Here is a 21,592-nt window from a genome sequence, read left to right as displayed (position 1 = left end):
GCAATAGAAGAATTAGCTAGATTTGGAGTTTTATCTTGCGCCCAACTCACAGTAGGAGTGATCAGAAAATTTAAAAGGCTTGCGCCTACAAAATTCAAAATTAAGAAAGTGAGACTCAACAAACCTTTTAACTTTTGCATCTGTATCAGTTTGCTCAAATATCCTATTTAACGCTTCTAAACCACTCAGTTATCCCATCTGCTAAAGTGTTAGCTAACTTTTTCTGTTCTTGGGAATTTGTCACCCACTCAAATTCATTGGGGTTACTCATAAAGCCCAACTCTAATAATACTGAAGGCGCGGTGGCTGGGCGTGTGAGTGCTAAATTATTCCAAAATACACCGTAGGAAGGTCTAGCGAGTTTCTGTACGAGATAATTGTGCATAAACACAGCTAAACTGTGTGCCTGGGAATTATACCAAAAAGTACCAACGCCCTGAGTATTTTCCGCATCGCCATTATCTGGGAGAGAATTGTAATGGATAGAAAGGGCGATCGCAGGTGATTCTCGATTGATAATTGCTTGACGCTCTGGTAAAGACACATCCCGATCATCTTCCCTCGTCATCACCACCGTGGCACCACGTTTGACTAATTCCTCCCGCAACAGCCGAGATACAATCAAATTCACATCTTTTTCTAAATATCCAGTCGGCCCAGCTGCACCAGATTCTTTACCACCATGACCAGGATCTAGTAAAATCTTGATACCGGATAGGGGCTTTTGCCTATTCTGCTTGATAACAGGCGCATGACGTAAAGCCAAAACCAGGGTTGTACCGTTATATCTCAGCTTGTATCCCCATTGTTGACGTTTTTTGAGGTTAAAGGTGTATTTTACCTGTCCTGGGGCTACCTGCTGCCAATCTAGGCGAGAAATTAAGGGGTCATCATCCAGGCGAATAATATCAGTTTGGGCAGTGGTGTTGTAGAGTGTGAGGCTCAAAGTTTGCTCACCTTGCTCTACACTCACAGGGACAGGAGCTTGTAGAGGGAAAACCATCTCTGTTGTATCGGGAAGTCTCCGATATCCCACACTGCGAATGATTGCGCGTGGCGGAATTGCTCCTGGTAAAGTCCTGGTTTCTTTGCTATTAATCCAGCCACCATAGTCTAAACGCAACCATTCACCCTCTATTCCTGTGACAGTTCCCCTTGTTCCCTGGGGTAATGGAGTTAGCCGAGAATAATCTGTACTAGGGCCAGTGCGAGCCACACCAGCTTCTGGTGTCACCTCTATGACTGGTAACTGCGTTGGTGAGAGGATTGTGACTTTACCATTTCCTGGTTGAGCGATCGTCTTACCATTTAAAGTTAACTGAAATTCCGGTTTACCCAGATCAACACTATTTTGGCTTGAATCAGGAATAAAGTCACCAGAAATGATGTTATTCCCGATCAAAAAGGAGAAAGAGTTATCAGATTGGACAGTGGTGCAGCCCTCATACTTGTCGGCATTAGACTGGGTATTAGGTTGGTTTTGTCCCGTCAAAACAGCCAAATTACTTGGTAGTTGTGCTTGTTGTGGTTGAGGTAAAAGTCTCACAGTCTGATTCGCCAATTTCACAGAGACACTGGCGTTAGGTGGTGCAACTGCGCTAAAACAAATTAGTTCTCCCGGTAGTCTGGCGATGTCAGCCACTGGAGTCAGAGAACCTTGAGCAAAAGCTAATCCCTGTGGAATTTCCGGCTGGTTGCTAATCCTGTTCACTTTCATCTCCAGCACTTGATTTTGGTGACGGATGGTAAAAATATTCTCTCCCAACTTTAAGGGAAAGCTAGGTGCAAAGTGACCATCTCGACTGCGGCTTATTGGCTTACCATTAATGAGAACTTGTCCATTAGGTGGTGCTGTACCAATAAAGAAGATTTTTTCCGCACTTGTCTGATGGTTAGTGGGAGGGTAAACAACTTTCAATGGTGTTGGTTGAGCCAATGCTACAGAGGAGGTGAGAAAGCAGCTTAAGATTACTGAGACAAGGATTTTTTTCACAGCAAGATCACAGAAAATTTCATGATGTGACACCAATTCACGAAAATTTTGCCACAGAATTCAAAATTACTGGTAAATGCCGGATTTCTAAATGTTAAATTTTGAATTTTGTAGCAAGATCCCGTAGGGTACGCGTGAATTTTGAATTGGTAAGACGGGATGTTCTTTTGGAAGTTATTTTTAGCAGTCGATGGCAATTCAAACTACTATGACTAAGTTTATCTTTGTAACTGGAGGGGTAGTTTCCAGTATTGGCAAAGGCATTGTAGCAGCAAGTCTAGGCCGTTTACTCAAATCACGAGATTATTCGGTGTCGATTTTGAAACTCGACCCTTATATTAATGTTGACCCAGGAACTATGAGTCCTTTTCAACATGGGGAAGTGTTTGTTACCCAAGATGGTGCGGAAACCGATTTAGACTTGGGACATTATGAACGCTTTACCGATACTTCGATGTCACGGCTAAACAGCGTTACCACCGGCTCAATTTATCAAGCAGTGATCACCAGAGAACGCCGGGGCGACTACAATGGCGGTACAGTACAGGTAATTCCCCACATTACTAATGAAATCAAAGAACGGATTTTGTTGGTGGCGAAAGCAACAAATCCCTCAGTAGTGATTACAGAAATTGGCGGAACTGTCGGAGATATTGAATCTCTACCATTTTTGGAAGCAATACGCCAATTACGCAAAGAGGTAGGACGGCAAAATGTGCTGTATATGCACGTTACCTTAGTACCTTACATTGCTTCGGCTGGGGAAATGAAAACCAAGCCGACACAGCACTCTGTTAAGGAACTCAGATCAATTGGCATTCAACCAGATATTTTAGTTTGCCGGAGCGATCGCCCCATCCCAATGGGACTAAAACAAAAAATGTCAGAGTTCTGTGATGTCCCTGTTCAATGTGTCATCACTTCCCTAGATGCTAGCAGTATCTACGAAGTACCACTGATTCTAGAACGGGAAGGACTGGCACAACAAGCCCTAGATTTGTTGCAAATGGAACAACGCCAGCCCAATCTAGAGCAGTGGCAAACGATGGTAGAACGGTTATACAGTCCTAAACACCCTGTAGAAATCGCTATTGTCGGTAAATATGTCAGATTGAGTGATGCGTATTTATCCGTAGTAGAAGCACTGCGTCACGCAGCATTTGCCACACATGGAGATTTGCGCCTACGCTGGGTAAACTCCGAAGACTTGGAAAATCAACCAGCCGAAAAATATTTGGCTGGTGTAGATGGTGTGCTTGTACCTGGTGGTTTTGGTACAAGGGGGGTAGATGGCAAAATTGCCGCCATTAAATATGCCCGCGATCGCCAAATTCCTTTCCTCGGTTTATGCTTGGGAATGCAGTGTGCTGTAATTGAATGGGCAAGAAATGTCGCTGATTTAGCTGGTGCTAACAGTGCAGAATTTGATCCCTCCACCCAATACCCAATTATTAACCTGCTACCAGACCAGCAAGATGTTGTAGACTTAGGCGGAACGATGCGTTTAGGGGTATATCCTTGTCGTATCCTTCCCAATAGTTTGGCATCCAGGCTTTACCAAGCAGAAGTCATTGACGAACGCCATCGCCATCGCTACGAGTTTAATAACGCATATCGACAGCTGTTATTAGATTCTGGCTATGTAATCAGTGGAACTTCTCCTGACGGACGCTTAGTAGAGATTGTAGAATTACCGCAACACCCATTTTTTATTGCGTGTCAATTCCACCCGGAATTCCAATCTCGTCCTAGCAACCCCCATCCTTTATTCCAAGGATTTATGCAGGCTGCGATCGCTCGTAATCATCCCACTACTAGTATCCAAACACCTGTAGAGGTATCTTAGACAATTTACAATCCCCTACATTGATCCAAGGAAAAAGCATCTACCGAATTAAACATAGATTTTTGCAATTGTGCATCAACAAACAACAGCACTAAACTTATGACAGGGAAAACAGAGAAGTGGGGAGATTTTCTTGGCTCCCGACTTCCAAGGAACAGGGAAGAGGAAACAGAGAGAAGTGGGGAGATTTTCTTGGCTCCCAACTTCAACAGAATAGGGAACAAATTTAAAAGTTTCTCGGCATCAAGCTTGATTCTGAAAATCTGTACTGCCTTGACCTGTAATCTGCTGTATGAAATCTAGTGATTTCGTAAAATACAGGGTAAACATCAATCATGAACTTGGGACTTGAGGAGATGTTGTGGCGTACTGGGTAAAAGTTTTTTATGAGAGGAAAGAATATGTGATTAATTTTGACCGTGTTAATGCTTTTTGTTATGAAAAAAACGGCAGAGTAACCTTCTGGTTGCCTGATAGTGCCATTCCCGTAGTGATTAACCCGCAAAGTAATCTAGAAGATTATCAAAAAATTCTAGACTATATAGAGAAAGTTACTGGATTAGAAGTGGAAAATGCCTATTGGGTGAAAATCCTTTATGAAAGAAATGAATATGTGATTAATCTCAATTGCATTAGTTCTTTTTGTCAAGAACAAAATGGCAGGATAACCTTTTGGCTACCAGATGGAACTATCCCCATAGTCATTAACCCTGTAAATAATCCAGAGTCATACAACAAAGTATTACAGTTTGTGCAGAAGACTACGGGGTATTCTTTTTCTTAGTCAATAGTCAATAGTCAATAGTCAATAGTCAATAGTCAATAGTCATTAGTCATTAGTCATTAGTCATTAGTCAGCACCGGCTAAACGCCGCGCTACCGCTAACAGCACTCAGCACTTAGCACTCATTACTCATTTCTTGTCCCCCTGCCTCCTGCCCCCTGCCCCTCTGCCTTCTTCCACGCTAACTTGGCTGCTCCTACCATCCCGGCGGAATTACCTAGCTGTGCGGGGAGAATTTGTAAGCCTGCGCGGGATGTGGGCATGACTCGCTTTTCAATTTCTGCTTTGACGGCTGGGTAAAAAAACTCGAAGCTAGCACTAACACCACCACCAATGACGATCGCTTCTGGTGTTAAAACGTAAATTAAACTGGTTAAACCAATACCTAAGTATCTACCGTATTCTTGCCAAAATTCTAAAGCTTTGATATCTCCGGCTTGCGCCCGCATTCCTAATTCTATAGGTTCACAGCCAGTCATGCGGCGAATGGCTTGAACCGAAGTATATTGTTCTAAAGAACCTGGATTACCACTCTTACACATTGGCCCATCAGGTTGGAGTGTAATTAATCCCAGTTCTCCGGCTGCACCTTGATGTCCGACAAACAAATTACCATCAAGGATAATCGCACCGCCTACACCAGTTCCCAAAGTCAGCATCATAAAATTGCGAAACTGAGTACCTGCACCTAACCAAGCCTCGGCGACACCTGCACAATTAGCATCATTCTCGATAATAGTCGGTTTGCCAGTTTTGGTTTCTAACCAATCAGCTAACGGGATATTCAGCCATCCTGGTAAATTAATCGCAATTTGGGCGATGCGTCCTGTAGCATCAGCCGGGCCAGGAGTACCCACACCAATAGCTATAGTTTGATTATCTGGGTCAACTTGTGCGATCGCATCCACCATCACCGCCAACACAGCCTCCGGTGTTGCTGGTTGGGGTGTGGCGACAGTCAAAGATTGCAGACAACTACCATCTTGACTAAATCGCCCCAATTTAATCGCAGTTCCCCCTAAATCAATCCCAATTACTTGAGAATTTTCCACTTTCAAAGCCTCACACAACAATCAATCAGCTAGCAGTGACGTAGCTGATTAAAGTTTCCCCTATTCCCTTTCACACAAGCATACTAGCTTTTTTGAGCCTCTCCACTCACAAATGAGTTGAAGTCATCAGTCTGTTTTGCAGGGACACTAAAATTAGTAGCAATAGTAGGACTCAAATTTGATTGTTCCCGCCAAGCTGTTACAGGCGCACCGTGTAAAATCCCCGCTAAAGTCACAGAAAGCATAAACCCACCAGCCGCCGCCGCAATTAAAGAAATGTTGTCTTTCACTCTAATCTCTCAGTCATTTATAAAGTATTGAGCAAATTCAAAATGTCAGAATTCTAAAAACAATTTTGAATTTTGAATTTTTAATTTTGAATTCCCCTCTAAGGGGTTGACTATTTCCGGTTTCCATTTTCTCCCCGTAATTTAGGATTGACAAATTCATTTAACCCCTCACCGAGTAGTGATAACCCTACCACCATCAAAGTCATCGCCAAACCAGGAAACAGAGTAGTCCACCAAACACCAGTAGGTAAAGCTTCTAGTGCTTGTTTTAAATCATGTCCCCATTCGGGTACTTCTTCCGGTAAGCCTAACCCTAAAAAGCCTAAACCACCAAGCACCAAAATTGCGTCGGCGGCGTTGAGAGTGAAAAGTACGGGTACACTTTGAATGACATTCAAAAACAGATAGCGAGACAACACAACCCAAGTAGAAGCACCCATTGCTTGAGCCGCTTCAATAAACACTTCCGTCTTGACGCTGACCGTGTGATTACGGACGACTCGGTAATATTGGGGGATGTATGCAATACTAATAGCGATCGCTGCGTTGAATATGCCTCGTCCCACAACAAACGCCAGTGTCACCGAAAGCAGCAGTCCTGGTAAGGTGTAGATGCTATCCATGAGAAACAGCAACATCTTATCTAACCTACCACCGAGGTAGCCACTTAACATTCCCAGAGGTACACCAACCACCATACTGAGTGCAGTAGCTAAAATCACCACTTGCAAAGCCGCTTGTGCGCCAAATATCGTGCGGGAGAACACATCATGTCCTAAGCGACTAGTACCAAACCAGTATTTAGCAGAAGGTGCTGCTTGTATTGGGTTAGAGAGGAATTCTTTCGGATTTTGTAGCCATCCCCAGGATTGCAATACAGGTGCAAAGAAAGCCAGAAAAATGAAGAATAAAGTAATGGCTAACCCAATCAACATTAATCTTTGGGAAAGACTGGGATTTTTAGCAAAACTCACCAACTTTGGCAGACGACGTTTAGTGATGGTCATGGGCAATATGAGAAGCAAAATACGCTGACCATTGTAATGATTCGTTAGTCAATAGTCATTAGTCAACAGTCAATAGTCATTAGTCATTAGTCATTAAGTAGAACGGTGTAAATAATCCAAGGTTTGTAGTGTACCCCTCCGGGGAAGCAAGCTACGCGCAAGCGTCTCGTAGAGAGGACTTTAGTCCTCTGATAAGGACTGAAGTCCTTACTACGAACTAGATTCCAATCTTTTTACATTACTTCACATAGTTTGGTTTTTTCAAGTCGTTCTACTTAGTCATTAGTCATTAGTCATTAGTCAGTGGGGGCGGGTTCTTCAAGATATTATTGTGGTTAAATGCCTTTGGGCAGACGGCCTTAGAAAATGCTTGCGGACTCGTACTGACGGGGGTTAGTGGTAACGCTAATCTAATTCAGTGGGTTTGAAGTAAGAATCTCCCGCTACACCGCGCAAGCGGTGTAGCGGCGAGAGTGTCAAAAATACTTGAGTTGAATCTGAATATTGGTGTTGGGGCCGGCTAATATGAAAGCGGCTTCGCTGAATTCGGGTGCTTTGGTGCGAACTTCAGGGTTTCTGGAAAAGCCAAAGCCTTCTAAGGGTATACCGAGATTATTTGTGTTTAAGGTGCGATCGCTATTTTGATCATGAATCACAGCCACAGCATAACTACCAGCTTGTAAGTTGTCAAAGCTCACTTTTACCGGAGTTTCACCAATTGTAGTACACTGACTCTGGACAACACGTTTGGGATCGCTGGGAAATCCTTTACTAGCAGTAAAGACGCTAGCGCAAATTTGACCTTTTTGATTTTTCAAGCCATCAATTTCTACAGTCAGCTTGCCATTAAAGTTTGCTTTTACACTTGATGACCACGTTAAACCTCCCAACGCTGCAAGCAGCATTACGCTAACTGTCATTTTTTTCAGCATAAGATTTTTAGTTAAAACAAATACCAACAGTGAGTGCAGATTCATACTGACACGGAACTGTCAATCTAGGCAAGGGAGACAAGGTAGAAGTAATGAGTGCTGAGTAATGAGTGCTGAGTGCTGAGTGCTGTTAGCGGTAGCGCGGCGTTTAGCCGGTGCTGAGTGCTGACTAATGACTAATGACTAATGACTATTGACTATTGACTATTGACCATTGACTATTGACCATTCGGAATATGAATAATGAACTCAGCACCTCTGCCTACTGTTGATACACAGTAAATTTGTCCCCGATGTTTCTCTACAATAATTTGATGACATATTGATAAACCTAATCCTGTGCCTTTACCTACTGGTTTGGTGGTAAAAAATGGGTCAAATAATCTTGTTTTCACATCTTCGGGAATTCCTGGGCCATTATCAGCTATGCGAATCATGATTTGCTGATTATTCATGCTTTCAGTCCGAATCTGAATTTGTGGCTGAGTCAATGATTCTGGACTGTTACTCATAGATTCTTCCAAGGCATCAATTGCATTGGCAATGAGGTTCATAAAAACTTGATTGAGTAAGCCAGGATAACAATCTACTGGGGGGATATTACCGTATTCTTTAATAATTCTGATACCAGGATGCTGGTGATGAGGTTTGAGGCGACTTTGTAAGATTAACAGTACACTATCAATACCTTCATGAAGGTCTACTGTTTTTTTGTCAGATTCGTCTAAACGGGAGAAATTACGCAAAGAACGCACAATTTGATCGATGCGTCCACAACCTGTTTTCATGGAAGTTAAAAGCCTTGGAAGATCACTCATCATAAACTCAAATTCATTTTGAGCGATCGCATGGGCAATTTCTTCTACTGGTTGGGGGTAATGTTGGCGATATAAGTTAATCAAGTCACATAGATCATCAATATATTCCAGGGCGTGAACCAGATTACCAGCAATAAAATTGACGGGATTATTGATTTCGTGAGCAATACCTGCTACCAATTGACCTAAAGATGCCATTTTCTCATTTTGTAATAATCTGCTATAGTTTTTCTTTAAATCCCGAAACCCGGCTTTGGCTAATTCTGATTGTTCTTCTACACGCTGTAACTGAGTCAGGGTCAGAGCATGAATTTGGGAGTTAGCTAATAGTAGTTGATGAAAATCGATGATGCCGTATTTACCGGACTGAGTTCTAATAATGATTGGTTCGTAAACAAGTGCAGGCGATCGCTGCAATGCTGCCTGAGTTGCTTCTACAATTGTCATATCTTGGTCAAAGACACTCACTTCAGGCTGAAGAAAATTATACAAAGTTTCAATGGGACGCATAGAGAACAACCCGAAACTATAAGGACGACTCATATGCTCAAAAAATCTCTGTCGTGAAATCATCCCGACAAAATATCGATTTTTAGTCAAAATAATTCCTGGTAATAATGTTTCGGCTTCAAATGCTTTAATTAATGTATTTCCTGGGAGATTTAGCTCAATTTGGATTTCCCAAATGGGTAGTTCTTGTAAAGTCGAATCCAATTGCAAGCTCATTTCACTAGCATCATTCATGCTATGGATAGCAAGCATAATCTCCATCCTTTTCGCTTGGTGCTGTATCGCTTTTAGTTGCGTCATAGGGCATTGCATATTTGCAGAATGACTTGATTGGTTTTGTAGGATGGGCATCTTGCCATTCCCTAATATTTCGGGGTGGGTAAGATGCCTACCCTGCAAGATTCATCCCTGAATTCAGCAACACCCTTGGAAGAAATCTTTCTCTCGTTCCAGTACAAATTACTAGAACCAACATGATTACTAGATTCAGTCTTCCCAAAATCGCTTTACAAATTTTAATCACAGCTAGAATTTGGCTCAACTTTACTCAATCTTTACAGACCGACTTTTCTGAAAAAAGGAAAAGTTGATAACTAATACCCAGTCCCTAATCCTTCCCATGCGTGAGACAATCAGGTAACACAATCGCAATACAAGCGGTTATACCAATTTGGGATTTGGGATACTTCTCTTCGAGACGCTCCGCGAACGACAAGTGATACAGTGAGCCTGTCGAACTGCTCAGTACAAGTTTGGGATTTGGGATTAAAAGCCTAGATTCTCAGACTATTCCAGAATCTCGAAACAATACTACCTATCCCAATTCGGTATTAAAGTACGGAAGGAACAAGATGTCAGAGAATTTTAGAAGTAAAGTTGTCACACAGGGAGTACAGCGATCGCCCAATCGCGCTATGCTGCGTGCAGTAGGTTTTCAAGATGAAGACTTCAACAAAGCAATTGTCGGGATTTCTAACGCCTACAGTACGATCACTCCCTGTAATATGGGCATTAATCAATTAGCCCAAAGAGCCGAGGCGGGGATAAAAAAAGCGGGAGCCATGCCCCAAATGTTCGGTACAATCACCATTAGTGATGGTATTTCGATGGGAACAGAAGGGATGAAATATTCCCTCGTCTCACGAGAAGTTATTGCTGACTCCATTGAAACCGCCTGCAACGGTCAAAGTATGGATGGTGTGATTGCCATCGGTGGCTGTGATAAGAATATGCCAGGGGCAATGATTGCTATGGCAAGAATGAATATTCCAGCTATCTTTGTGTATGGTGGCACAATTAAACCCGGACACTACAACGGCCGCGACTTAACTGTTGTCAGTTCCTTTGAGGCTGTGGGTCAATACAGTGCGGGTAAAATTGACGACACCGAACTCATCGCAGTAGAACGCAATGCTTGTCCAGGTGCGGGTTCTTGCGGTGGGATGTACACAGCTAACACCATGTCTTCAGCTTTTGAAGCGATGGGGATGAGTTTACCCTATTCTTCTACCATGTCGGCGGAAGATGACGAAAAAGCCGATAGTACCGAAGAATCAGCGAAAGTATTAGTAGAAGCGATTCGCAATCAACTATTACCCCGGCAAATTATCACGCGCAAATCTATAGAAAATGCTATTTCCGTAATTATGGCTGTGGGTGGTTCAACAAATGCTGTATTACATTTTCTCGCGATCGCGCGGGCGGCTGGTGTAGAACTAAATATAGATGATTTTGAAACTATCCGTGGTCGTGTCCCCGTTTTATGTGACTTGAAACCCAGTGGCCGCTATGTCGCCACAGACTTGCATAAATCTGGTGGCATTCCCCAAGTGATGAAAATGCTACTTGTGCATGGGTTACTTCACGGAGATTGCATTACTATTACTGGCAAAACTGTCGCTGAAGTTTTAGCAGATATCCCCGACGAACCACCCGCCGGACAAGACGTGATTCGTCCTTGGAATAACCCCATGTACGCGCAAGGTCACTTAGCTATCCTCAAAGGGAACTTGGCAACAGAAGGTGCGGTAGCTAAAATTACTGGGGTGAAAAATCCCAGCATTACCGGCCCTGCAAGGGTATTTGATTCCGAAGAAGAATGTTTAGACGCTATCCTGGCAGGTAAGATTAAAGCCGGAGATGTGATTATTATTCGCTACGAAGGCCCCAAAGGCGGCCCTGGGATGCGGGAAATGTTAGCACCCACCTCTGCAATTATTGGTGCAGGTTTGGGTGATAGCGTGGGATTAATTACCGATGGACGCTTTTCCGGTGGGACTTACGGCATGGTAGTGGGACACGTTGCACCAGAAGCTGCCGTTGGTGGTGCGATCGCTCTAGTAGAAGAAGGTGATAGCATCACAATTGATGCTCATTCTCGCCTATTACAAATCAACATCTCTGATGCAGAATTAGCCAGTCGTCGTGCCAAATGGCAACCCCGTCCACCCCGTTACACAAAAGGTATCTTAGCGAAATACGCTAAGTTAGTCTCTTCTAGTAGTGTCGGTGCTGTCACAGATTTGGATTTGTTTAATTAACCTCAGTTTGGGTTAAGTTAACGTAAAACCTAACCCCCTAACCCCCTTCCCTAGTAGGGAAGGGGGAAATTTAAAGCTTCTCTTTACTCCCCCTGCTCCCCCTGCTCCCCCTGCTCCCCCTGCTCCCTGCCCCCCTGCTCACTACAGCGACTGTATATTCTTTTAGTTGGAAGTCCCTAGAGGGTAATTTCAGCTTTCATCACAGTAGTATCGCTGGTAGCTTCCACATGAAAGCCGAGTTTTTCACAGACTCTTTGCATCCCATAATTATCAGCTAGGATATCAGCCCTGATGTGGGTGATTTGCTCATCACGCCCGACTTGTAGAAGTCGCTTGACGAGTTCTGTACCTATGCCTTGACATTGATAGCGATCGCTAACTAACATTGCAAATTCAGCAGCATTTGTCCCATGCAATTTACTCAATCTTCCCACTGCTAAAATTTGCCGTGTTCCGGTTTGAGCATCTTGATGTTCTACCACTAACGCCATTTCGCGGTCATAATCAATAAAGCAGATACGGGTTAACCGTTCGTGGGTGATGCGATGGCTTAATTTCATCATGTGGAAGTAGCGAAAATAAACGCTTTCTTCAGAAAGTGTCTCGTGAAATTTCACCATCAATGGTTCGTCTTCGGGACGAATGGGACGGATAGTTACAGGTGTACCGTCTTTCATCGTCCACTCTCCTACATATTGTGTAGGATAGGGACGAATGGCTAACTTGGGTAATTGCGCTTCTGTGATTTCCGACTCATGCAGCACTACCCGCGCATCTAAAGCAATTAATCCGCCATTACCTTGATTGTGTGGACTGGGAGGAGTCGCCAACAAGGGATTAATATCAATTTCTTTAATCCAACGTTGTTCAACTACCAAGTGACTAAACGCCACTAATAGTTGTTCTAGGGCATCCATATCAATACTTTGCCTACCCCGCACACCTTTGAGGGCTTTGTAAATTTTAGTGTGTTCCATCATCCGCCGCGCCAAAGTTGTGTTTAGGGGAGGTAATGCGATCGCTCTATCTTGAAATACTTCTACTAATTGTCCCCCAGTCCCAAACAACAACACTGGCCCAAATTGCGGATCTAAACTACTACCAATAATCAGTTCATAGCCATCCATTTTCACCATTGGCTGCACAGTCACACCCAGAAAATGAGGTAACTGTTGACTATTGACTATATTTGCTACTTTTTCGCACACATTGGCTTCTATCGTCCGATAGGCGCGCCTGACTGCATCAGCATCTTGTAAATTTAACTGGACACCACCAACATCAGTCTTATGGGTGATGGTTTGGGAATAGAGTTTCACCACCACTGGATAACCCAAATTTTCTGCACATCGCACTGCTTCATCTTCAGTAGCAGCGACGCAAGTGGCAACAATGGGAATACCATAGGCAGCTAAAATCTGTTTTGATTCATATTCCGTTAAAATTGTCCTTCCTGCCTGACGCGCCGAGGAGATAATATTTTCTACTAAGTTGCGATAGGGAATACCATTACCCGCGTCAATTGCTGGTAATACTGGCGTTTCGTAGATACCGCGCAGGTTATAGCTAGATTGCCACATATAACTAAACACTCGCGCCGCCGTATCTGGGTAAGGATAAGTGGGGATGCGTTGACGATTTAGCATGATTTCCCCTTCTGCGACATCTGCACCCCCCATCCAACTGGCAAGGATGGGTTTACCTGGGATTTGGGCGTAGGGTTTTAACTGTTCTGCGGTTTGCGTGGGGTCAGTCATTGCTTGGGGTGTGAGAATCACCAAAAGACCATCACTGTTGGGATCTTTCGCCGCAATTTCCAAAGCTTGGGTATAGCGTTGGGGATCAGCATCACCCAGAATATCAATCGGATTATTATGACTCCAGTGTTGAGGAAGAATTTTGTTCAGGGATTCTATAACTTCTGGTGAAATCGCTGCTAGTTCGCCGCCAGTTTCAATTAAAGCATCGGTCGCCAGTACCCCAGGCCCCCCAGCATTGGTGAGAATTGTTAATCTTGGCCCTTGCGGACGGGGTTGTTTTGCTAGTACCTCCGCCATATCAAACAAATCAGAAATACTGTTAACCCGCAACACCCCACAACGCCGGAATGCTGCATCTAAAACGGCATCACTACCAGCTAAAGCCCCGGTGTGGGAAGCGGCGGCTTTGGCGGCGGCGGCTGTACGTCCGGCTTTAATCACAATAATCGGTTTTGTCAATGCAACTTCTCGCGCGGCGGAGATAAAAGATCGGGCATCACCAATAGATTCCATGTAGATGACAATACTTTTGGTTTGGGGGTCATCACCCAGGTAATAAATCAGGTCTCCCCAACCTACATCCAACATTGAACCGATGGAAACGAAAGCACTAAACCCGACATTTTCCCGCACACTCCAATCTAGAATGGCGGTACACAACGCCCCACTTTGACTGAGAAAACCCACATTCCCAGAACGCGCCATTGCACTGGCAAATGTAGCATTTAAACCACTTTGGGGACTCATCACACCCAAACAATTCGGGCCGATAATGCGGATTCTACCTCGTCGCGCTTGGGTTAAGATTTCCTGTTCTAAAGCAATTCCCTCCGCGCCAGCTTCCTTAAAACCAGCCGAAATAATAATTGCTCCCTTCACCCCTGCATCAACACACTCAGCAATTACACTGGGAACTGTGGGGGCTGGGGTAGCAATTACTGCTAAATCTATTTGTTCTGGAATTTCGGCAATTGAGGGATAGGCTTTGATTCCGAGGACACTATGGCGTTTGGGATTGACAGGGAAAACTGTACCGCCAAAGGGACTGCTAATTAAATTCCATAAAATCGTGCGTCCAACGCTACCGGCTTTTTCACTCGCACCAATGACGGCGACGCTTTGGGGTGCAAAAATGGCATGGAGAGGATTGACCTTCTCTGCCTGCAAAATATCATAAGCGCGATCAACGTTGGTAGTAGGCTTAAGAGATTGTGGCATCAATCCTCCAGATGATTAATTGTGATGAGTGCTGAGTGATGAGTGCTGAGTGCTGAGTGCTGAGTGATGAGTGCTGGGTGCTGAGTGCTGAGTGATGAGTGCTGAGTTTTGAGTGCTGAGTGATGAGTTTTGAGTGCTGAGTTTTGAGTGCTGAGTGATGAGTGTTTGGTAATCAATGAAGCTATAGGAATCGTATTTAATTTCTGCGAAGCTAGGTACACTTTTATTTCGTCTTCCCCGTTCCCTGTTCCCTCCCTATGCAAATAATTTCAATAATCAAGTCGGATTCCTACATCTAAACCACTTCTTGAACTTCTACCCAATAGGTGTGAATTCTGTCCAAAATTTGAATGATTTTTAATAAGGCTAGTGATTTACCGATTTCAGCAATTCGGGAGAGGCGATCGCCAATTTCAAAGTTAAATCCTGGTATCGTTACTAACCAAGCCGTCGGACAATAACCGTATAAAGCCTGAGTTAAAGCTAACAGCGATCGCGGATCACAAATATGAACGCTGTTATCTAAATCATCCGCCGGCGAGAGGGGTTGTATTTGCACATCCCAGTCGTTGGTAGGTAAACAAGCATCTACAAATATAGCTAAATCTGTTTTTGCTAAGGACGCTGCTAAATCTGGGGTTAGTTGTTGTATTGCCAAGGATTTTACAGATGGTAAATGCCAATTAGCAATTTCATTGGCTATTTGCTGTCCTATGCCATCATCGCTTCTCAGTTCGTTACCATATCCGATTACCATCACAGTCTTATTCATTGTTTAACTCTCTAGATATCAAAAATTGCAGATTTCAGGATGTAGTAAAAGTCAGCAAATTTATCAGTATTCTTTTATTAAGGTGTTCAATTTGCAACAATAAACGAACAATTTGAGGAAGTTGTGAGGGATGGGAAATAAGCAGGGGAGGCAGGGGAAGTTGGGGAAGCAGGGGAGGAAAAAGGGTTATTTTTCGGTAATTCTTCTCTCCTCCAGCCCACCTGACTCAACCTAAAAATTTCTTAACCGAACGGTATTGCTTACACCCCCACACCCCTACACCCTTATCCCATTTCACGAAAAACCTGATACAGATGTAAACCCTGAAAGTTTTGCTGCATCTAAGTTTTTTAATTGCGAATTGCGAATTGCGAATTGTGAATTGGTATTACACCCTTATACCCTTACACCCCCAAATCCTGAGTTTTTCGATTTTTTAATTTTTTATTTGAAATTACCACCTAGCAGCTATGGTAATTCTATGATTAACTTGTGTAGCGCAACACAATCAAACACCGACCCAATATTCTGATGTGAGGCTGTTTTATGTCTGAAGTTAATTACCAACAGCCAATTAGTACGGTAGCCACTCTGATGGAAAAGTACCATCTGGGTGAGAGGGATTTTAGCCGAGCCGAATTAGGTGATGCGGATTTGCAAGGCGTGAACTTGAAAGGCTCTGATTTGAGTTACGCTGATTTGAGTACAGCTAATCTCAGTGGTGCAAATCTGAGGGGTACTGATTTGAGCTTTGCTGATTTGAGTCAAGCCAATTTACAAAATGCAGACTTACGAGGAGCAATGTTAATGTCGGCGGATTTGCGTCACGCCAACTTGCAAGGAGCAATGCTAGAAAAAGCTGATTGCGATCGCAATACCCATTTTCCTACCAACTTTGACCCCATAACCGCCGGTTTGCAGCACAAAGATTAGTCTTCAGCAACACAGGAAAATTCGGGACAAAGGGCAGGGGGCAGGCTTCCGCCGTGAGCGTCAGCCGAACGGGGGCAGGGGGGAGAATAGGGTATTCTTAAAGAAATCCTGAAGTTTCTCATAGTTAATGACAAAAGTTACTTTCAGGTAGAGAAAATGTGTAATTATTACTAACGAGATTACACATATTCAATGAATAGAGTTAATTAGGTGTTGCTTCACCACAGGCTACAAAAATTACAAAAATCTCCCCATTGTCTCACAGCGACAACAATCTTGGCTGTGACGACATCTGTCATACTAAATCACAGTCAATCTGCTGTAGCAGAGATTATTGAAGATAAAACATTACCCGATAATTCTCAAGTTACCTTATCTCGTGAGACTTTCTTAATTGAAGGTGGCACTCAGATTGGGAATAATCTATTTCACAGTTTTTCTGAGTTTTCTTTACCAGAAAATTACATAGCTTACTTTAACAATCATACTGATATTCAAAATATTTTCAGTCGTGTTACAGGAAACAAACCATCGTATATCAATGGGTTAATTCAGGTAAATCCTAGAGCTAATCTATTTTTGATTAATCCTAATGGTATCAGTTTCGGTGCTAAGGCTAGACTGCAAATCGGCGGGTCGTTTTTTGCTAGTACCGCTAATAGTATTAATTTTAATAATGGTGAAAAATTTAGTACCAAACCCGAAGAAAGTTCACCTTTACTGACAGTTAAAACTCCCATCGGCTTACAAATTGGCATAAATAAAGAAAAGCCTCTGACTCAAGTGGAAACGCTGGAAACACCCATTGGGTTAGAATTCACTGCCAAGCCAGGAAATATCACTGTTCAAGGCGAACCTCTGTTAGATAGAGCTGACTTGCAAGTATCCTTTGATCAAACATTAGCTTTAGTGGGTGGCGATATATTTTTAGAAAATGCCGATTTGAGTATCTCAAAGTTTGGGGGCAGAATAGAATTAGGCAGTTTATCATCAGCAGGTTTTGTCGGCTTAACATCTACGAAATTAGGCACTATTCTTAATTTTGACCAAGCACCTGATTTGGGTAATATTCAGATATCCTCAGCAACAAATATAAATTCTTTGGGTGCATTGCAAGTTGTAGGGAGAAATATTTTTATTAATGGCGGCACATTAAAAGCCCAGACTGATATAAATTTGCTGGCGACAGAAAACATCCAACTATCTCGTGACAGTTCCATTCACTCAGAAGTCTCTGGGAGCAATAGCGGCAATTTCAACGTCAATACGCAAAATTTGTTAATTCAAGATGGCTCTTATCTGGGCATAGATAAAGGTAACTTGACTATCAACGCATCAGGGAAAGTACAACTCAACAGCAACCCAGACACCACTGTACAGCGTTCTAGTCGGCTCTTTGCCACAGCTTCGGGAGATATTAACCAACAAGTAGGAAATTTAACTATAAATACTCGCCATTTAGTAGTAGAAAATGGTTCGCAAATTCTCACTAATTCTTCTGGAAGTGCGGCTCCTAGTTTATTAAGTTATGATCAGGCGATCGCCACAGTTGCAAGAAGTAATTTAACTATCAATGCTACTGAATCCGTCACTTTATCTGGGAGTACATTAAATGAACTAAATCCCAGTGGTTTGTTTACTAGAACTTTTGAAGGTGGAGATAGTGGAAATATCACCATTAACACCAAAGTTTTGTCTCTTACAGATGGCGCACAGATAGCCACCAATAATTTTAGTGAAGGTCAAGCTGGTAAATTAAGCATTAATGCTACAGATAAACTAGAAATTATTGGTACTTCACCCAGAGGCAAAATTCCTGCTGATTTCCTCAGTGGAGAAATTTTAGTAGATGATCCCGCCCCTGATGCTTCTTTAATATCTTTATCTTCTGCTCAAGGCTTGAGAATTAAAAGCACTCTACCTAGTGGTTTATTTACTAACGCGCCTGGAACGGGAGACGCAGGCGATATTGATATCAAAACTCGAATTTTATTCACCCAAGATGGCGGACAAATCAGCTCTAATAACTTTAATCGGGGACGCGGTGGTGATTTAACCATCAATGCGTCTGAACAAGTGCAACTTTTGGGGACTTCCCCTAATGGGATATCTAGCGGTTTATTTACCAGAGCAAATCCCAGAACCACGGCTGATGCTGGTAATTTGAATCTTTTCACGGGTAATTTATTAGTAAAAGATGGGGCGCAGGTAAGCGCAAGCACCTTTGGCACAGGTAAAGGGGGAGTTTTAAATGTTGAAGTCACTGATGGAATAAAACTCATCGGTGTTTCGCGTCTCAATGTCCCCAGTGGTTTGTTTACTCAAGCTAATGCTGGTAGTACCGCAGATGCGGGAGAACTTACTGTCAATACCTCTACTCTGTTGGTGCAAGATGGAGCGCAAATCAGTGCAAGTACCTTTGGCTTAGGTAATGGTGGTAATTTGACGGTGAAAGCTACATCATGGATTGAATTAATTGGCTCTTCTAAAAATGAGAATTCATTCCCTAGTGGCTTGTTTGCTATCACTACCTACAGAGTTACGGATGATACTAGTAATCTGACAGATGACACTCCTAAGTTGTTTGTGAGTGATGCAGTGGAAATTCCTGCTAGCACCGACAGCAAAGCAAATACCATAGGAAATGCTGGTAATCTGATAGTAGACACTCCTAAGTTGTTAGTGCGCGATGGAGCGCAAATTGCTGCTAGCACTAGCGGCGACGGCAAAGGTGGTAATTTAACAGTCAATGTTCCCGATAGAGTGCAATTAATCGGGACAGCAATAAATGGGGCGTTTCCTAGCGGTTTATTCGTTTCCGGTACTCCAGAGTCTAAGGGTGATGCTGGTAACTTGATCATCAAAACCGATGTATTAGAAGTTTTTCATAGTGCAGGGATAGCAGTACGGAATCGAGGAAGCGGTAGTGCTGGTAACTTATTTGTCAATACCCGTTCTATAGAGTTGAATAATCAAGCTTTCATCAGTGCTGATACTCGCGGTGCAAGTAATAATCCTCATCAACTCCAGGCTAATATTAACCTGAGTTCTCCAGACCTCATATTATTGCGTGGTAATAGCACCATCACCACCAACGCCATAGGAAATAATGTGATTGGAGGTAATATTAACATTGACACCAAGTTGTTAGCCGCCTTTGAAAATAGTGATATCAGTGCAAATTCGGCTGATTTTCGGGGTGGTCGTGTGAAAGTCTCGGCTCAAGGTATTATCGGTACACAATTTCGCACCTCCTTAACGCCAGAAAGTGATATTACCGCCACTGGGGCAACTCCAGAGTTAAGCGGTACGGTAGAAATTAATACTCCAGAAGTAGACCCTAGTCGGGGTTTAACTGAATTGCCATCAAATCTGCTTGATGTCTCTAATCAAATAGCACAAAAATGTCACGCTGGCGAAAGTAGAGCCAGACGAAGCAATCAATTTTTAATCACAGGTAAGGGTGGTATACCTACAAATCCCTACGATACACTCCAGAATGAGTCAGCGATCGCTAACTGGATTAATGTGGATAATATCAACAATACTGCTCAAAATCACACTAATTACACTAAAATCACTAGTTCACCGGAAACGCCTATTATCGAAGCTCAAGCTTTAGTATCTGATAGTAATGGCAATCTCATTTTAACTGCCAACATCCCCAATGCAACATCCCAAAAATCAGCATTTACACACCCAGTTTGTAATAGTTAAACTTAGCTACATCAAATTACAAAATACTTAATAATTACCGTAAATATTTATTCTGAAATAATGAAATTATATGTCTGAGAAATATGGTGTACAAGAATTATCCTAGACTTTTAAAGTAATTAAAAGTGAGCTTAGAAATGAATGACAGCAAAATTTTGTTGTCACTAGTTTGATGTGTCGATTTTAGTTTGAAATCAAGCAATATAGAGATTTAATCAACAAAAATCAGCATAGAAAATCAGATTTACTCATTATCAGCTCACTTTAGCAGTAGGTGCAAGTATTTCACGTTTGCAACGTTAAAAACATGGGTAAAAGTAAGCGTATTGGCATTTTGACCAGTGGCGGAGATTGTTCTGGTTTAAATGCGGTAATTAGAGCCGTTGTTCACTGTGCTAGTGGTAAAGGTTGGGAAGTATTAGGAATCCGCCAAGCAACTTTAGGATTGATGGCGCGTCCACCGCAGGTAACTAAACTAGAAACTGAGCAAGTTGATCCGTTATTGACTTCTGGTGGCACAATGTTAGGCACTACCAATAAAGGCGATCCCTTTGCCTTTCCGATGACTGATGGTAGTATATGCGATCGCTCACCGGAAATTATTGCAGGCTATCATCAACTAGGTTTAGATGCATTGATTGGTATAGGCGGTGACGGTAGTTTAGCGATTTTGCGTCACCTAGCACAACAAGGCGGAATCAACTTAGTCGGTATTCCCAAAACCATTGATAATGATATCGGCATTACTGAACACGCCATTGGATTTGATACAGCAGTCAATATCGCCACAGAAGCACTAGATAGATTACATTTTACCGCCGCTTCTCACAGTCGAGTCATGATTTTAGAAGTCATGGGTCGTGATGCTGGACACATTGCTCTAGCTGCGGGAATTGCGGGTGGCGCAGATGTGATTTTAATTCCCGAAATTCTCTACAGTATGGATGACATTTGCTACCACATTAAACACCGTCAAGAAGAAGGCAAAAACTATTGTTTAATTATTGTGTCGGAAGCAGTACGCACTCAAGAAGGAGAAATTCGCACCTTAACCAATCGTTTAGGTCAATCCCGATACGGTGGTATTGGAGAATACTTAGCCGATCAAATTAGCGATCGCATCGGTGCAGAAACGCGAGTTACAGTTTTAGGACATATCCAACGCGGTGGTACAGCTTCACCCCTAGACAGATTAGTCGCCTCTGCTTTTGGTGTAGCCGCCGTTAATCTAATTGAGGAAGGTAAGTATGATTACATGGTAGCCTGGCAAAATCGCCAAGTAATCACCGTACCCATTGCAGAAGCTATCGCTCAATATAGAGCAGTTAACCCAGAAGATACTCTAGTTAAAACTGCTCGTGGTTTAGGTATTTATTTAGGGGAGTAGGGATTGGGGATTGGGGACTGGGTACTGGGGACT

At 42.9% G+C, this 21,592-nt stretch carries 15 protein-coding genes; 6 read left to right on the top strand and 9 right to left on the bottom strand.

Annotated elements, in window-relative coordinates:
* Nucleotides 1–163: 163 nt before the first annotated feature.
* Nucleotides 164–1,993, bottom strand: coding sequence for an N-acetylmuramoyl-L-alanine amidase (locus tag ACQFX9_RS25725; protein ID WP_427159390.1), 1,830 nt, complete (start codon nt 1,991–1,993; stop codon nt 164–166).
* Between the two features lie 208 nt (nt 1,994–2,201).
* Between ACQFX9_RS25725 and ACQFX9_RS25720 the strand changes: the two genes are divergently transcribed.
* On the top strand, nt 2,202–3,839 hold the full coding sequence (locus ACQFX9_RS25720) for a CTP synthase (RefSeq protein ID WP_427159389.1): 1,638 nt from the start codon (nt 2,202–2,204) through the stop codon (nt 3,837–3,839).
* A 361-nt stretch (nt 3,840–4,200) separates the two neighbouring features.
* A complete protein-coding gene (locus ACQFX9_RS25715; RefSeq protein WP_236140504.1) occupies nt 4,201–4,623 on the top strand; it encodes a hypothetical protein in 423 nt (140 codons plus the stop codon).
* Nucleotides 4,624–4,748: 125 nt separating this feature from the next.
* Here ACQFX9_RS25715 and ACQFX9_RS25710 read toward each other — a convergent pair whose 3' ends face one another.
* From ACQFX9_RS25710 to ACQFX9_RS25690, 5 genes are all read right to left on the bottom strand, one after another.
* The gene (locus tag ACQFX9_RS25710; RefSeq protein WP_427159388.1) at nt 4,749–5,675 is read right to left on the bottom strand and encodes an ROK family protein; all 927 of its coding nucleotides are present in this window, start codon (nt 5,673–5,675) and stop codon (nt 4,749–4,751) included.
* Nucleotides 5,676–5,758: 83 nt separating this feature from the next.
* Nucleotides 5,759–5,965, bottom strand: a complete 207-nt coding sequence (locus tag ACQFX9_RS25705; protein ID WP_427159387.1) for a hypothetical protein — start codon at nt 5,963–5,965, stop codon at nt 5,759–5,761.
* Nucleotides 5,966–6,075: 110 nt separating this feature from the next.
* Nucleotides 6,076–6,972, bottom strand: a complete 897-nt coding sequence (locus ACQFX9_RS25700; RefSeq protein WP_427159386.1) for an ABC transporter permease — start codon at nt 6,970–6,972, stop codon at nt 6,076–6,078.
* A gap of 476 nt (nt 6,973–7,448) precedes the next feature.
* Complete coding sequence (locus tag ACQFX9_RS25695) at nt 7,449–7,904, bottom strand: DUF2141 domain-containing protein (protein WP_427159385.1); 456 nt, start codon at nt 7,902–7,904, stop codon at nt 7,449–7,451.
* A 218-nt stretch (nt 7,905–8,122) separates the two neighbouring features.
* A complete protein-coding gene (locus ACQFX9_RS25690) occupies nt 8,123–9,484 on the bottom strand; it encodes a sensor histidine kinase (protein ID WP_427163006.1) in 1,362 nt (453 codons plus the stop codon).
* A 599-nt stretch (nt 9,485–10,083) separates the two neighbouring features.
* On the opposite strand from ACQFX9_RS25690, the gene ilvD reads away from it, so the two are divergent.
* Complete coding sequence (ilvD, locus tag ACQFX9_RS25685; protein ID WP_427159384.1) at nt 10,084–11,772, top strand: dihydroxy-acid dehydratase; 1,689 nt, start codon at nt 10,084–10,086, stop codon at nt 11,770–11,772.
* 176 nt (nt 11,773–11,948) lie between these two features.
* Here the strand turns inward: ilvD and ACQFX9_RS25680 are convergent, their stop codons facing one another.
* The 3 genes from ACQFX9_RS25680 to ACQFX9_RS25670 all read right to left on the bottom strand — a co-directional run bounded on the left by ACQFX9_RS25680 (nt 11,949) and on the right by ACQFX9_RS25670 (nt 15,522).
* On the bottom strand, nt 11,949–14,750 hold the full coding sequence (locus tag ACQFX9_RS25680) for a bifunctional acetate--CoA ligase family protein/GNAT family N-acetyltransferase (protein WP_427159383.1): 2,802 nt from the start codon (nt 14,748–14,750) through the stop codon (nt 11,949–11,951).
* The gene (locus ACQFX9_RS25675) at nt 14,750–14,971 is read right to left on the bottom strand and encodes a hypothetical protein (protein ID WP_427159382.1); all 222 of its coding nucleotides are present in this window, start codon (nt 14,969–14,971) and stop codon (nt 14,750–14,752) included. Before ACQFX9_RS25675 ends, ACQFX9_RS25680 begins: the two co-directional genes overlap by 1 nt.
* Nucleotides 14,972–15,045: 74 nt before the next feature.
* On the bottom strand, nt 15,046–15,522 hold the full coding sequence (locus tag ACQFX9_RS25670) for a hydrogenase maturation protease (RefSeq protein WP_427159381.1): 477 nt from the start codon (nt 15,520–15,522) through the stop codon (nt 15,046–15,048).
* Between the two features lie 546 nt (nt 15,523–16,068).
* Here ACQFX9_RS25670 and ACQFX9_RS25665 point away from each other — a divergent pair.
* The 3 genes from ACQFX9_RS25665 (at nt 16,069) to ACQFX9_RS25655 (ending at nt 21,559) form a co-directional block, all read left to right on the top strand.
* On the top strand, nt 16,069–16,455 hold the full coding sequence (locus ACQFX9_RS25665; RefSeq protein WP_427159380.1) for a pentapeptide repeat-containing protein: 387 nt from the start codon (nt 16,069–16,071) through the stop codon (nt 16,453–16,455).
* A 210-nt stretch (nt 16,456–16,665) separates the two neighbouring features.
* Nucleotides 16,666–20,172 carry a filamentous hemagglutinin N-terminal domain-containing protein gene (locus tag ACQFX9_RS25660; protein WP_427159379.1) on the top strand — a complete coding sequence of 1,169 codons (3,507 nt, stop codon included), beginning with the start codon at nt 16,666–16,668 and terminating at the stop codon, nt 20,170–20,172.
* Nucleotides 20,173–20,479: 307 nt separating this feature from the next.
* Complete coding sequence (locus ACQFX9_RS25655; RefSeq protein ID WP_427159378.1) at nt 20,480–21,559, top strand: ATP-dependent 6-phosphofructokinase; 1,080 nt, start codon at nt 20,480–20,482, stop codon at nt 21,557–21,559.
* The last annotated feature ends 33 nt before the right edge of the window (nt 21,560–21,592 follow it).

Origin of the sequence: Aliinostoc sp. HNIBRCY26 (assembly GCF_050235535.1) — a bacterium.
Lineage (GTDB): Bacteria > Cyanobacteriota > Cyanobacteriia > Cyanobacteriales > Nostocaceae > Trichormus.
Note: the sequence above shows the minus strand (reverse complement) of the source record. Positions and strands in the feature narration are given on the sequence as shown.

Coding starts and splice junctions, on each gene's coding strand:
- ACQFX9_RS25720 (WP_427159389.1), top strand. CDS start 2,202: ATGACTAAGTTTATCTTTGTAACTGGAGGGGTAGTTTCCAGTATTGGC.
- ACQFX9_RS25700 (WP_427159386.1), bottom strand. CDS start 6,972: ATGACCATCACTAAACGTCGTCTGCCAAAGTTGGTGAGTTTTGCTAAA.
- ACQFX9_RS25695 (WP_427159385.1), bottom strand. CDS start 7,904: ATGCTGAAAAAAATGACAGTTAGCGTAATGCTGCTTGCAGCGTTGGGA.
- ACQFX9_RS25690 (WP_427163006.1), bottom strand. CDS start 9,484: ATGCTTGCTATCCATAGCATGAATGATGCTAGTGAAATGAGCTTGCAA.
- ilvD (WP_427159384.1), top strand. CDS start 10,084: ATGTCAGAGAATTTTAGAAGTAAAGTTGTCACACAGGGAGTACAGCGA.
- ACQFX9_RS25680 (WP_427159383.1), bottom strand. CDS start 14,750: ATGCCACAATCTCTTAAGCCTACTACCAACGTTGATCGCGCTTATGAT.
- ACQFX9_RS25670 (WP_427159381.1), bottom strand. CDS start 15,522: ATGAATAAGACTGTGATGGTAATCGGATATGGTAACGAACTGAGAAGC.
- ACQFX9_RS25665 (WP_427159380.1), top strand. CDS start 16,069: ATGTCTGAAGTTAATTACCAACAGCCAATTAGTACGGTAGCCACTCTG.
- ACQFX9_RS25655 (WP_427159378.1), top strand. CDS start 20,480: ATGGGTAAAAGTAAGCGTATTGGCATTTTGACCAGTGGCGGAGATTGT.